This is a genomic window from Nocardia sp. NPDC055321, from assembly GCF_053645575.1.
In genome coordinates, this window is the sequence record NZ_JBSHMS010000005.1 from 441,962 (window position 1) to 455,308 (window position 13,347).

11 protein-coding genes are annotated in these 13,347 nt (G+C 69.2%); 5 read left to right on the forward strand and 6 right to left on the reverse strand.

Annotated features, from left to right (window positions below; genetic code table 11):
* Window positions 1-56 precede the first annotated feature (56 nt).
* Window positions 57-746, reverse strand: a complete 690-nt coding sequence (locus ACWIGI_RS11125; RefSeq protein ID WP_454202205.1) for a TetR/AcrR family transcriptional regulator — start codon at window positions 744-746, stop codon at window positions 57-59.
* A gap of 126 nt (window positions 747-872) precedes the next feature.
* Here ACWIGI_RS11125 and ACWIGI_RS11130 point away from each other — a divergent pair, with 126 nt between their 5' ends.
* On the forward strand, window positions 873-1,343 hold the full coding sequence (locus ACWIGI_RS11130) for a nitroreductase family deazaflavin-dependent oxidoreductase (protein ID WP_454202206.1): 471 nt from the start codon (window positions 873-875) through the stop codon (window positions 1,341-1,343).
* 427 nt (window positions 1,344-1,770) lie between these two features.
* Here the strand turns inward: ACWIGI_RS11130 and ACWIGI_RS11135 are convergent, their stop codons facing one another.
* From ACWIGI_RS11135 to glnA, 4 genes are all read right to left on the reverse strand, one after another.
* On the reverse strand, window positions 1,771-2,130 hold the full coding sequence (locus tag ACWIGI_RS11135; protein WP_454202207.1) for an arsenate reductase family protein: 360 nt from the start codon (window positions 2,128-2,130) through the stop codon (window positions 1,771-1,773).
* A gap of 32 nt (window positions 2,131-2,162) precedes the next feature.
* The gene (locus ACWIGI_RS11140; RefSeq protein ID WP_454202208.1) at window positions 2,163-3,500 is read right to left on the reverse strand and encodes a hypothetical protein; all 1,338 of its coding nucleotides are present in this window, start codon (window positions 3,498-3,500) and stop codon (window positions 2,163-2,165) included.
* 248 nt (window positions 3,501-3,748) lie between these two features.
* Window positions 3,749-4,108 (reverse strand): nuclear transport factor 2 family protein, encoded by a 360-nt coding sequence (locus ACWIGI_RS11145; protein WP_454202209.1) that lies wholly within the window; start codon window positions 4,106-4,108, stop codon window positions 3,749-3,751.
* A 98-nt stretch (window positions 4,109-4,206) separates the two neighbouring features.
* Window positions 4,207-5,643, reverse strand: coding sequence for a type I glutamate--ammonia ligase (glnA, locus tag ACWIGI_RS11150; protein WP_454202210.1), 1,437 nt, complete (start codon window positions 5,641-5,643; stop codon window positions 4,207-4,209).
* Window positions 5,644-6,001: 358 nt separating this feature from the next.
* Here glnA and ACWIGI_RS11155 point away from each other — a divergent pair, with 358 nt between their 5' ends.
* From ACWIGI_RS11155 to ACWIGI_RS11165, 3 genes are all read left to right on the forward strand, one after another.
* Window positions 6,002-7,804: an AMP-dependent synthetase/ligase gene (locus ACWIGI_RS11155; protein ID WP_454202211.1), complete on the forward strand. Its 1,803-nt coding sequence runs from the start codon at window positions 6,002-6,004 to the stop codon at window positions 7,802-7,804.
* A gap of 10 nt (window positions 7,805-7,814) precedes the next feature.
* A complete protein-coding gene (locus tag ACWIGI_RS11160; RefSeq protein ID WP_454202212.1) occupies window positions 7,815-9,086 on the forward strand; it encodes a PucR family transcriptional regulator in 1,272 nt (423 codons plus the stop codon).
* Between the two features lie 339 nt (window positions 9,087-9,425).
* Window positions 9,426-10,937, forward strand: a complete 1,512-nt coding sequence (locus tag ACWIGI_RS11165) for an ABC1 kinase family protein (RefSeq protein WP_454202213.1) — start codon at window positions 9,426-9,428, stop codon at window positions 10,935-10,937.
* Here the strand turns inward: ACWIGI_RS11165 and ACWIGI_RS11170 are convergent.
* Entirely contained in the window at window positions 10,867-12,429 is a 1,563-nt protein-coding gene (locus ACWIGI_RS11170) for an ArnT family glycosyltransferase (protein ID WP_454202214.1), read from the reverse strand. The genes ACWIGI_RS11165 and ACWIGI_RS11170 overlap by 71 nt on opposite strands.
* Window positions 12,430-12,639: 210 nt before the next feature.
* Between ACWIGI_RS11170 and ACWIGI_RS11175 the strand changes: the two genes are divergently transcribed.
* A complete protein-coding gene (locus ACWIGI_RS11175; protein ID WP_454202215.1) occupies window positions 12,640-13,143 on the forward strand; it encodes a nitroreductase/quinone reductase family protein in 504 nt (167 codons plus the stop codon).
* The last annotated feature ends 204 nt before the right edge of the window (window positions 13,144-13,347 follow it).

The window sequence follows — 13,347 nt, forward strand, 5'->3', positions numbered from 1 at the left end:
CACAGAGCGGGGCCGATGCGGGCGTGCGCGGTACGCATCCTCGCCGCGGGCACGATCTAGTCGCGCAGTCCGATGAGATCGGCCATGGCCGCGACCGAGTAGTCGAAGAGCGGCCCGGCCGGGTCCATGCTGCCGACGAGCTGGCCGGTGAGTTCGAAGCCGACCAGGCCGAAGAGCTGGGTCCAGGCCACGACCATGCGGGCGATGTTCGCCTCGGGTACGCCGGGGGCGAATTGCGCCGCCAGCGCGGCGGTCTGGGCGGCGAGTTCGGGTGCGAGCGGTTCGGAGCCGACCGCGAGGGCGTCGTTCTCGACGGCGGCGCTCAGGATGCCGAGTGCGGCCAGGGGCACCCGGGCGGCCGGCGCGATCGTGGTCTGCGGGGCCTGGTAGCCGGGCACCGGCGAGCCGTACAGCAGCGCGTACTCGTGCGGGTGCGCGATTCCCCAGTCCCGCACCGCGTTCGACGCGGCGATCCATTGCGCGCGCGGGGTCCGCGCCGCGCGGACGGCGTCCTCCACCGCCGAGCCGATGGCGTTGTACGCCTCGATGATCAGCGTGGTGAGCAGCTCGTCCCGGCTCGGGAAGTAGCGATACAGCGCCGAGGAGACCATGCCGAGTTCGCGGGCGATGGCCCGCAGCGAGAGCGCGGCCGCGCCCGATTCGGCGAGCTGGCGCCGCGCGGCATCGGTGATCTCTCGGGTGATCTCGACCCGGGCCCGTTCACGGGCGGTACGCGGCGCGCTCATGCGAACAGTGTGCCACATTCGGAGCACCGACCTTTTTAGAGAGCGCCGCTCTTGACAATGCGCGGCGATTCCGCGCACACTGATCACATCAGAGAGCACCGCTCTCGAAGAGTGAGAGGGAAGACCATGAACGACACCGCCGCCACCCGCTACATCCTGCCCAGCGGCCTGGATCCCATCATGAATCGCGTGTTCAACCTGCTGCCCAAGCTCGGCATCAGCGTCCTGGGCTCCCGCCTGCTCGCGGTGCGCGGCCGCAAGTCCGGCGAGTGGCGGACCACGATGGTCAATATCCTCGACTCCGACGGCAAGCGCTACCTGGTCGCCCCGCGCGGGCACACCCAGTGGGTCCGCAACCTGCGCGTCGCGGGTTCGGGCGAGCTGCGCCTGGGCCGCAAGGTCGAGACCTTCACCGCGGCAGAGATGCCCGACGCCGACAAGGTCCCCGTCCTGCGCGAGTACCTCGAGCGCTGGGGCTGGGAGGTCGGTCGCTTCTTCGAGGGCCTGACCAAGAACGCCACCGACGCCGAGTTGGCCGCGATCGCACCGGGTTTCCCGGTCTTCGAGATCACCCCGGCGCCCCACACCGCCCGGTGACTCGGTCGCGGGCGGTCACACCCGATCCGCCCGGGCAATCGAACCTCGCCAGGCCGCGCCGATCGGAGTCGTCGGCGGCACGACCCGGTCGCGGATCGTCCCCGGATGACCGGAGGGAGTGCCGCCGCGATGACGGCGTGGCCAGGGCTGGTTCGGCGCCGGTGCGGGTCGGGGTCGGCGAGGCGGTGCTGGAGGCGCCCGCGGGCACCGTGCCGCCGGCCGCCTCGACGGCGTCGTACTCGGCGAGCCGGCGCATCTCCGGCGCCAGAACTTTGATCGCCTGCCCGGGCCGCCATCGCCGCCAGACCGCGTCGGCCGGCGACGCGGTCGCACCTCGCCGCAAGGCGAGGAGGTGTGTCGGAAGCGGTGCGATATTCGCCGCAGCTGCGCGATTCAGCGCAGCACGTCGGCGGCGGGCGCACGCGGCTCAGCGCAGGGTGTCGAGGGCTTCCTCGCTGCGGGCGACCACGGCCTTGCCGTCGTCGGTGATGACGATCGGGCGCTCGATCAGGCGGGGGTGGGTGGCCAGGGCCTCGACCCAGCGGTCGCGGTCGGCGGGGGTGCGGCCCCAGGACGCGACGTTCAGTTCCTTGGCCTCGGCCTCGCCGGTGCGGGTGATGTCCCACGGCTCGAGGCCGAGTTTGCCCAGCACGGCGCGGATTTCAGCGGCCGTGGGCGGGTTGTCGAGATAGCGGCGCTCCACGTAGCCGGCGCCGGCGTCGTCGAGCAGCGCCTTGGCGGTACGGCTCTTCGAGCACTTCGGGTTGTGCCAGATTTCGGTTGCCATGCCGGGCAGCCTAGTCAGCGGGCGGGCGCGGGTCAGACCCAGTCGACGACCCACCGGTAGGGACGCATCCAGTACAGCCCGGAGTCGGGAACGGGTCCGTTCCAGCGCTGTTCGAAACGGCCGAGTTCCCAGCGGAATTCGGGTGCGGGATCGCCCTCGTGGATTTCGCGCAGATGCAGCTTCCAGGTGTTGAGCATGAGCGGCACGGCCTGCGGGTCGTTCTCGAACGCCCACTCGATGGTGCGCGCCATGAGGGTGTCGACCGCGTGGTTGGCGGCGTGCCGGTCGCCGGTGCTGAGCGAGTGCAGGAAGGCCGCGACCAGGTTGTAGGCGATCGCGTCGTGGACCGAGGTCTGCCCGTTCTCCAGCGCCCAGACCCCGAGGAAGGTCGCGCTCTGCTCGTCGATCCACACCGCGTGCGCCTCGCCGACGCGGTTGTCGAAGATGAGCGCCATGAGCAGGCCCAGCACGGCCTTGCCCGCGATCAGCGGATCGGGTTTGCCGGTAGCGAAGGCGTCGTCGACGAGCGCGCGGTAGGCGGCCGCGGCGATGCCGGGACGTTGCGCGTCCAGCAGGGCGTCGGCGGTCTCCCCGCCCGCGACCTGGTCGGCGGGCGGCTGGGCGGGCCCGGTGACCTGCTGGGCTCCGGTGTCGGAGATGCGCAGGTACTCGGTGGCCTGCGGGTCGGCGGGCGCGGCGTCGGCCGGGCCGGACGCGGCGGGCGGCGGATCGGACTGCACCTTGTCCAGGTATTCCAGTGCCTCGCGGGCGAATTCGTTGTCGCGGCCGCTGAGCCATTCCCGGCCTGCGCTCAGGGTCTCGAGCAGCGGGCCGGGCACGTCGTGTTCGATGGCCGCGCAGACCGCGTAGTACCCGTAGGAGCGGTGTTCGTCGTGCCCCTCACCCTCGGCGATGAGCAGTTGCGCGTATTTGATGGCCAGGTCGTGCCGCTCGATGTCGCCGAGCAGGGTGCACGCGGTCATGGCGGCCATGAGGACTTCACCGCTGTCGCCGTGGCCGCGCCGGATCTCGATGCAGCGGTCGGCCATCACGACCGCCGTCTCGGCCCGGCCCAGCTGGGTCGCGGCCTCCACGGCCATGGAGTACATGGTGGACAGGGTGGCGGGCGGGATGTCGGCGGGAAAACGGGCCGGGCCGTGCTCGGCCAGATTCAGGGCCTGATCGAACTCACCGGCCGCGAACGCCGAACGGAACCGGTAGGACACGACCCACCCGTAGTCCTTGGGATCGGGTGCGGTGGTGAGCGCGTCGTCGAACGCCGTCAGTCGTTCCAGCGCCTCCCCCGCGCGGCCCGACTCCAGCATCCCGCTCGCCTCGTTCATCACTTCGACGAACGCGTTTCGATCCATGGGCACTTCGCCTTCCACCTCTATCAGGCCCGGATCGTATGGCTACCCGGGTGATGGGCGCGGGCAGTGAGGGAAAGGTCATAGTTTGAGCGCGCGTCGTATGACTATGCGCACGTAGAACCCACCCCACCCGTTTACCCCCGCTCACTCCTGACCTCAATCACCGTTCCCCGCAACGCGTTTGCCGGTGCGAGTTCTTCCGAACACGCTACCCTCCGAACGCCGTCCGGGTCGGGTGGGGCGGCGGCTCATGCGGGCACACGGTCCAGGAATCCGTGCACACGGTCGATTCGCCCGTCAACCAGGGTGATCACGTCGAAGCCGATCACCAGCGGTTCGCCGCCGCCGGGCGCGCCCAAAGTCCAAGTGAACCGGGCGATGTCGTGGTGCCCGTCCACGACCCCGAGCCCGAATTCGAGTCCCGCGAACCGCTCCCGCGCCCCCGAGATCATGTCGTCGATCTCCGCAACCCCCCGGACCCGCACCAGCGGGTCGGTGAACTCGGCCCCCGCGGTGTACAACTCGCCGATGCGCGCCCGCCGCACCCCCGCGTCCCCTTCGTTCCAGATGTCGATGTAGCGCCGCGCGATGCTCTCGTATTCGCTCATGCACCAAGCATCTTCGCCCGAGGGTGTGACGTCGATTACGCCTCGGGTAAAGCCAGACGCCCGGGCCGCAGCGATCGAACGAGCGCGGCGGCGGCGCCTCACACGTCGAAGTACAGGTCGAACTCGTAGGGGTGGGGGCGGATCGCTATCTCGGCTATCTCGGTCTCGCGCTTGAGGGCTATCCACGTCTCGATGAGGTCGTCGGTGAAGACGTTGCCCCGGGTCAGGTAGTCGTGGTCGGCCTCCAGGCGGTCGATCACCGCCTCGAGGCTCGCGGGAGTTTGGGTCACCTCGGCAGTTTCCTCGGGGGTCAGCTCGTAGAGATCCTTGTCGATGGGGAGGGCCGGTTCGATCTTGTTCAGGACGCCGTCGAGGCCGGCCATCATCATCGCCGCGAAGGCGAAGTAGGGATTGCTCGAGGCGTCGGGGCAGCGGAATTCGAGGCGTTTGGCGTTGGGATTGGCGCCGGTGACGGGAATTCGGACCGCGGCCGAGCGATTGCGCTGGCTGTACACGAGATTGACGGGCGCCTCGTAGCCGGGGACCAGCCGTTTGTAGGAATTGACGGTGGGGTTGGTGAAGGCCAGCAGCGACGGCGCGTGGTGCAGGATGCCGCCTATGTAGTGGCGGGCCATATCCGACAGGCCCGCGTAGCCGGACTCGTCGTAGAACAGGGAATGGCCGTCCTTCCACAGGGATTGGTGCACGTGCATTCCGGAACCGTTGTCGCCGAACAGCGGTTTGGGCATGAAGGTGACGGTTTTCCCGCCCTGCCAGGCGGCGTTCTTGATGATGTATTTGTAGAGCATGAGGTCGTCGGCGGCGGCCAGGAGCGTGTTGTAGCGGTAGTTGATCTCCGCCTGCCCGGCGGTGCCGACCTCGTGATGCCCCTTCTCCAATTCGAATCCCGCCCGCTGCAGGTGCGTGCACATCCGATCGCGCAGATCGACGTCGGCGTCGTAGGGCGCGACCGGGAAGTACCCACCCTTGGGCCGCACCTTGTATCCACGATTGGGACTGCCGTCGATATTGCGCTTGGACCCGGTGTTCCAGCTCCCCGACGCCGAATCCACCCGATAGAACGCCCCGTTCATCCCGGTCTCGTACCGCACCGAATCGAAGATGTAGAACTCCGCTTCGGGTCCGAAGTACGCGGTGTCGGCGAGCCCGGTGCTGCGCAGGTATTCCTCGGCTTTGCGCGCCACATTGCGCGGATCGCGGCTGTACGCCTGACGGGTGTGCGGATCGTGCACGAAACAGTTGATATTGAGCGTTTTGGCGGTCCGGAACGAATCCAGTTGCGCGGTACGCAGATCCAGCAGCAACAGCATGTCGGATTCGTGAATGGCCTGGAATCCGCGCACCGACGACCCGTCGAAGGCGATGCCCTCGTCGACGAGTTCGGCGCCGAACATCGACGCCGGTATGGAGAAGTGCTGCTGCACCCCCGGCACGTCGCAGAACCTGACGTCGACGTACTCGACCTGTTCGGCGTCGATGAAATCCTGTACTCCGCTGACGCTGGGGGTGATCACGGCGGGCTCCCTCACGGCCGCATCGCGCCCCGATCGGACGGCCCAGCCGGGTACCGGCGGTCCTCGTGTCCATCAACGATACGTCCGCGCCACACCGCTCCGTTGACGAATCAGTTTGTGCAACAAGATCATTCGACGCGCACTGCCCCGCCGATCGCAGGCCGTGTCCGGCCACGCAGCACCATTGCGGGCAATTCGCGCACCGGATCTCGCCCCGCGATCCCCCTTTGGTCATGTGCACAAACGCGCCCCCGCAGATCTTCGCCATTGCCACTGGTCCCGACCCGTCTTTGTGCGGTGTGCTGGATGACACCGAGGGCCGGGGTGCTCTCGATCACAGTCGAATCAGAGGTAGGTCGTGAGTTCAACAGAGGTAGCGGCGGTGCAGCCGCGGACGCTGTGCGAGGCGTTTCAGGCGAACGTGGCGCGGTACCCCGAGGCGGTCGCCCTGCGAACGCTCGGCGGCGCCGAGTCGCACACCTGGCGCGAGTACGGGCAGCGCGTTCGATCCATCGCCGCCGGTCTCGCGGCCCTGGGCGTCGGCCGCGGTGACACCGTCGCGCTCATGATGACCAACCGCCCGGAGTTCCACCTCTGCGACACCGGCGTCCTGCACACCGGCGCGACGCCGTTCTCGGTCTACAACACCAATCCGGTGGACCTGCTGGCGTACCAGTTCGGCAATGCCGGGAACAAGGTCGTGATCTGCGAGGAGCAGTTCGCATCCCAGATCCTGGCCGCGGTTGCCAAGGCCGCCACCCAGGGCGCGATCGTCGAGCACGTGATCTGCATCGACGGCGAGCCCGCCGGCACCACCACCCTCTCCGCCCTGGAGTCGGCCCCGAATCCCGGCTTCGATTTCGAATCCTCCTGGCGCGCGGTAGATCCCGAGGATCTGCTCACGATCGTCTACACCTCCGGCACCACCGGCCCACCCAAGGGCGTGGAGCTGACCCACACCAATTTCCTCGAGAACGCCCGCGTGATCGACGAATTCGGCGGCGGCGGCCCCGAGGACAAGGTGGTGTCGTACCTGCCCGACGCGCACGCCGCCAATCGCTGGTTCGCGCACTATCTCTCGATGACCACCGGTGGGCAGATCACCACCTGTCCCGATCTCAAGCAGGTCGCCGAGGCGCTGCTCGAGGTGCACCCCTCGGTGTTCCTGGGCGTGCCCCGGGTGTGGGTGAAAGTCAAAGCGGCCCTGGAGGATCGCTTCCGCGCCGAACCGAGCCCGCTCAAGCGCCGCCTGGTCGACTGGGCCATCGCCACCGGCCGGGCCCGCGCCCGCGCGGTGTCCGACGGCCGCCCGCTGTCGGCGTTCGAGACCGCGCGCTTCCGCCTCGCGGATCGCTTCGTCCTGGCGACCATCCGGGAACGCCTGGGCCTGGACAAAGTTCGCGTCGCGGTCACCGGCGCGGCCCCGATCCCGCGCGACACCCACGAGTTCTTCCTCGGCCTCGGCCTGCCGCTGTGCGAGGGCTACGGCATGACCGAGTGCACCGCGGGCGCGACGGTCAACCGCCCCGAGCGAGTCAAGATCGGCACCGTCGGCACCGCGCTGCCGGGCGCCGAGGTCTCGATCGCCGCGGACGGTGAGGTGCTGGTGCGCGGCCGCATGGTCATGCGCGGTTACCGCAACGCCCCCGACAAGACCGCGGAGACGATCGACGCCGACGGCTGGCTGCACACCGGCGACGTCGGCGAGATCGACGCCGAGGGCTTCTTGAAGATCGTCGATCGCAAGAAGGAACTCATCATCAACGCCGCGGGCAAGAACATGTCCCCGACGAATATCGAGAACACCGTCACCGAGAGCACTCCGCTGGCGGGCACGGTGGTCGCGATCGGCGAGGGCCGGTCCTACAACACCGCTCTCATCTGCCTCGATCCCGATCTGGTCGCCGCCTTCGCCGAGCGCAATCAGCTATCGGATCGCAGTATCGCGGCCCTGGCGCAGGATCCGGTGGTGCTGGCGAGCGTGCAGGAGGGCGTGGACGCCGCCAACGCCAAGCTGTCCCGGGTCGAGCAGATCAAGAAGTTCGTGGTGCTGCCCGACGTGTGGGCGCCGGGCAGCGAGTGCCTCACCGCCACCGGAAAACTGAGGCGCAAACCGATAGCTAACGCCTACGCGGCTACTATCGACTCGCTGTACGGGTAGTAGGAGAGTTATGCAGGGGCGAATCGGGGACAGGGCGCTGGAACAGCTGTACCGGCGGGCGGTGACGGTGCGGGAGGAATTCCAGGGCGCGCTGCCGCCGTACCGGACGCTGCCGGAACCCTTGGTGGCCAGCGGGGTCGAACGCGGGATCAAGCTCAACGTGGATCTGTTCTTCGACTTCCTGCGCAGCGGGGTGACACCGTCGGAGGCGGACACCCGCGAGGTGGTCGAGATCGCGCTGGGCCGGGTGCGTGACGGCGAACCGCTGGAGGAGGTGCTCGGCAGGTACCGGATCGGCGCGGAGTACATCTGGGGCGGGATCCGGGCGAGCGCGAGCGCGGAGGAGCAGCAGACGCTGACCGACTCGGCGCTGGCGCTGATCCAGTACATCACCCTGCTGACCACGCGGATCGCGACCGCGTACGTGCAGCACGCCCACGATCCGCGCTGGGAGCTGCTCGAGCGCCGCCGCGCGATCGCCGACGCGCTGCTGACCGGCCGCGATCCCATCGAGTGGGCGGACGAACCGGCCATCGCGGTCCCCGACGCGTTCCTGATCGCGGCGTTCCGGCTCAGCCCCGCGCGCGGCGGCGACACCAGCGAGCTGCGGCATCGCGTCGAGGCCATCCCCGGCGTCTTCCTGCGGATGGACAGCGGCGGCTGGACCGCGCTGCTGCCGCTGCAACCCGGCGACGACGGCACCGCCGCCATCGCCGCCCTGACCGCCCGCCTGCTCCCGGCCCATCCCGCCGGGCACGTCTCGCCCGCGAGCACCGCGCCCACGCGGCGGGCCGAACAGCCGGGCGCGCGCATCGTGCGCAAGGGTGATCCGGCGGGACGCGTCGCCCCGCCCGCGCCGTTCTGGGTGGGGGTGGCCGGCGCCCATTCCCGAGCCGATATTCCGGCCCGGTTCACCGAGGCGCGCATGCTGGCCGAACTCGGCCGCTGCCTGGATCGGCCGCAGATGCTCTGCCGCAGAGACGATCTCATGTTCGAGTACACGATCGCGGCGGGCGGTTCGGCCCGTCCCGGATTGGCCGCGGTCCTGGCTCCGCTGGACGCGCAGCCGATGTTGGCCGACACCCTGGAGGTGTTCGTCGACACCGGGTTCAACCAGCTGGCCACCGCGCGCCTGCTCAATATCCATCGCAATACGGTCACCTACCGCCTCGCCCGGGTGCACGAACTCACGGGCCTGGACCCGCATCGGCCCACCGACGCCATGACGCTGTCCGCGGCCCGTATCGCGCGCTGTCTGGAATCGGCGTCCTTCACTCCGTAGTCGGGGCGCTCGCGGCGCGTCAGCGCGGACGGCAGAGGGGGCTGCGCCGAGAGCCCTGACAGTTATCCGAACACGCCAATATTTGATCTAGAAGCAGTCCACCGAGCTCGCCGCCGGGGCGAACGAACGTTCGAACTTCCAGTTGAAGTCGGGTAACCGATCCGGAGTCATCGTCGAATCAATGTCCCAGACAATATATTTCGACGTCCACGACAACTCTTCGGATACGCCCGCAATCACCCCCGATGTCCATAATTCTCAGCAATCTTCTCCCCGGCACCCCCTCCCCCGGTGATCGACCGCGTGACACACTGAGACACCGATCTTCGGAGGTATTCCATGCCCGAACCGCGCCAGGGTGGACTCCGGCGGCTGCGCCGACGTGCCGATTCCGACACGACCGGACAGCCGCCGGTTCGTGCGTCGGTCCGCAACGCCAAGATCGCCACGCTGCCGGTCGCCTACGCGGCGCGGCGCGCGGGCGGCGTGGGACGGCGCGCGCTCGGCCGCTCGGCGCGGGAGGTGGAACTCGACATCCAGGCCCGCACCGCCCAGCACATGTTCCAGGTGCTCGGTGAACTCAAGGGTTGTGCGGCCAAGCTCGGGCAACTGCTCGCCCTGTACGAACTGGCCCTGCCCGCCGAACTCGGCGCGCCCTATCGCGAGGCGCTGAGCCGGCTCCAGGATTCGGCCCCGGCCATGCTGCCCGGCGCGGTGCGCGCGGCCATGTCCGCGAGCCTCGGCCCGGACTGGGAGACCCTGTTCACCCGTTTCGACACCCGTGCCTGCGCGGCGGCCTCGGTGGGTCAGGTGCACCGCGCGGTGTGGCACGACGGGCGCGCGGTCGCGGTCAAGATCATGTATCCGGGCGCCCGGCAGTCGGTGCACTCGGACCTCGAACAGATCCGCCGGCTCGCCCCGCTGGCAACGGTTTTCGCGCCGGCCGCCGACACCCGCGCACTGGCCGCGGCGCTGTCGGAGTGCATCACCGAGGAACTCGACTACGAGACCGAGGCGGCCACCCAGCGCGCGTTCGCCGAGGCGTACGCCGGCGACCCGGATTTCGTGGTGCCGCAAGTGGTCCACCAGCGGGGTGACGTGCTGATCAGCGAATGGCTCGACGGCATTCCGCTGCCGCGCATCATCGAGTCGGGCGCCCAGCGGGAGAAGGACCGCATCGGGTTGCTGATCGCCCGGTTCGTACTGTCCTCGGGGGTGCGGACCGGACGGCTGTACACCGATCCGCATCCGGGCAACTTCCGGGTGCTGCCCGACGGACGGCTCGGTGTGATGGATTTCGGCGCCTGCCCGGTCTCGCCCGCCGAGTTCCCCACGCTCGTGGGCGACATCGGGGACGCGGCCTTCAACGGCAGCAACGATCAGCTCCTCGAGGTGCTGCGGCGCTACGGATTCGTGCGCACCGACCGCGATTTCGACATCGCGGCGCTGCGCGAGAACACCTTCGAGATCCGCGAGCTGTTCTATCACCGCGAGGTGCGCCTGACCACGCCCTGGCTGCGGCGACAGGTGTTGCGCGCCACCGATCTACGCCTGACCAACGTGTGCCGGGAACTGACCTCCGCCCCCGAGTACACCCCCATCGGGCGGGCCATCGTGGCCACCGCCGGGGTGCTGTGCCAGCTGGAGGTGCAGGGCCCGCTGCGCGCCGAACTGCTCACCTACATACCGGAATTGGCCGATCCGCTGGAGCGCTTCCTGCTCGGCGAGGCCCCCGCTCCCGTGCGGCGCCTGGTCGTGGTCACAGACGCATCCGTCGCGGTCACAGATGCATCCAGTTCGGCCACGCCTTCGACCACGGTTCCTTCCGCCCCGTGCACTTCCAGATGGTGACGTCCTGGGTATTGCCCGGGAATCCGATACGGGTATCCACCTTGCCGACCGGTTCGACCCGCTCGAACTGGGTGCGCAGCAGCACCTCGTAGCCGCCGACGGCCAGTACGGCGGTGGCGTCGTCCGGCGGTGCGCCGAAGTAGCCGAAACCGCGGCTGGGGCTGTAGATCGGCGGGAGCTGATCGCGGCCGAATTGATCCAGAGCGGCGGCCTGCCAATAGGTGTCGGTGAGGATGACCGCGCGCGACTTCTCCTCCGGCGGCAGCGCGTCGTAGACCCGGATCACCTCGTCGGTGAGTTCGTGCCAGCCGAAGGAGCCGTACACGCCGATATTGATCGCGGCCTCGGCGTCGTCGGCGGGCGGGGTGATGTCGTCCGCCGGTCGCCAGGGGGTGGAGTAGAGCACGAAAGCCGTTGCCGCCAGGGCGAGGAGCGCGGTGGCCACGGTCAGCACCCGCCGCCCCACCGCGGGAATCCGTTCGGCGGTGGTGACCAGGGCGACCGCGCCCGCGGCGATCATCACCCCGTACATGCCCGCCGCGTAGTAGATGCGGCCGCCGGTGACGAGGAAGGCCACGAACAGCAGGATCAAGGTAGCGCCGAGAAAACGATAGGGCCGCAACAGGTCCCAGGTCAGCAGTGCCCACAGCCCCCAGAGCAGCAGCAGTGCGCCGAGGAATCCGGCCAGGCTCACCGACATCGGCACGAACAGCAGCCGTCCGCCCAGAATGTCCTGTTCCGCGGCAATGATGCGGCCCATCTCGAGCTGTGGCCAGTCGTGGTCGTGCTGCCACAGCAGTTCGGGCACGGTCGCCAGCACCGCGATGACCCCGCCCGCCCACAGCAGCGGGCGGCGCACCAGATCACGGGGCCCGAACACCAGGCTGCTGATCGCCACCGCGATCCAGAAGAACGGGATCAGCCATTTGACCTGCAGATCCAGCGCGGTCACCAGGGCCGCGGCCAGCAACAGCCAGTCCTGGCGGGTCCGCACCCAGCGCACCACCAGCCAGGTGATGATCACCCACAGCGCGGTGTCGATGGCGTTGGTGGTGAGCATCGCGCCCTGCAGCAGCAGGAACGGCGAGGTGGCGTAGCCGAGGGCGGCCAGCACCTGGGCCCAGCGTCCGCCGCCGAATTCGCGGGCGAGCATGGCGCACAGCACGATCGCGGCGACCGTCAGCAGCACCGCGGGCAGGCGCAGGGCGAAGTACGAGCCCGGGGCGAGGATGTCCATCAGCCGCGAGAGCAGCGGGAGCACCGGGCCCTGGTCGGCGTAGCCGAACGCGGGCCGCCGGCCCGAGGCGAGGAAGTACAGTTCGTCGCCGAAGTATCCGTAGCGCGTGGCGGAGAGCAGCAACACCACAGCAGCGGGGATGGCGACGCCCGCGACCCACCACCACGCCATGCCGATCTGTTCTTCCACCGCCGCATGTCGGCCCGAGGAACCGGGGGGTCCGGGCTGGGCCGGACGATCAACCACGTCGGTCATCGGCACACTCCTCGCAGGCAGGGCACTGGACTTCAGCAAATCTACAGCTTCCATCCGATGCCGGAGCCCTGCGAAACAGGTGGGATTTCGAACCGGCACCCCGGCCACACCCCGCACGGCAGGGAACACGCGGGGCCACCCACCTGCGCGTCCTATACTTGCGCGCGTATGCCGCTGCCGTACAACATCTTTCAGGCAAGGAGTGTGGCCATGACCGCCCAGCCGCCCGAGCCCAACCCCTTCGGAACCCCCACCACGACCGGACCGCAGCCGATCCGCGGCTACCAGGGCTTCCTCAACAGGATCATCCGGTTGCTGCTGAAGGTGCCCGGCCCGGCCGGCGTCGTCGGCAAACGCCTGCTGATCCTGCACGTCGTCGGCCGCAAGTCCGGCCGGGTCTACGACGTCCCGCTGGCGTACACCCGGCACGAGGGCGACCTGCTCATCGGCACGGCCGACCACCCGTGGGTGCGCAACATCCGCAAGGACGTCCCGCTCGAGTTCACCGCGGGCGGCCCCCGGCGCACGGCGGACGCCGAGGTGCACACCGACAGCGAGTCGGTGATGCGCCTGTACGAGCTCGTCGCCCGCGACAACGCCCGCAACGCGACGTTCAACGGGATCGGCTTCGATCCCGACGGCGCACCGAACAAGGCGGACATCTACCAGACCTGGCAGCAGGGCGGCGTCGTCATCCGCCTCACCCCGCGCTGAGGCGCGGCATCGCCGCCCGCCGACGCGCGGCACGAGGCGCACGCACCCGGCGACTGGAGGCGGTCCGCGGCGTGCTCGGCGCGTAGGCGAAGGAGGGAAGCCCGCCCGCGAGTGGTTCGAGTCGCGAAGACAAGGCGTCCGGATCCCGTCCGGCCCGGGCATCGGAAGCTGCGCGGCCGACCACATGGGCGTCGCGTCTTCCGC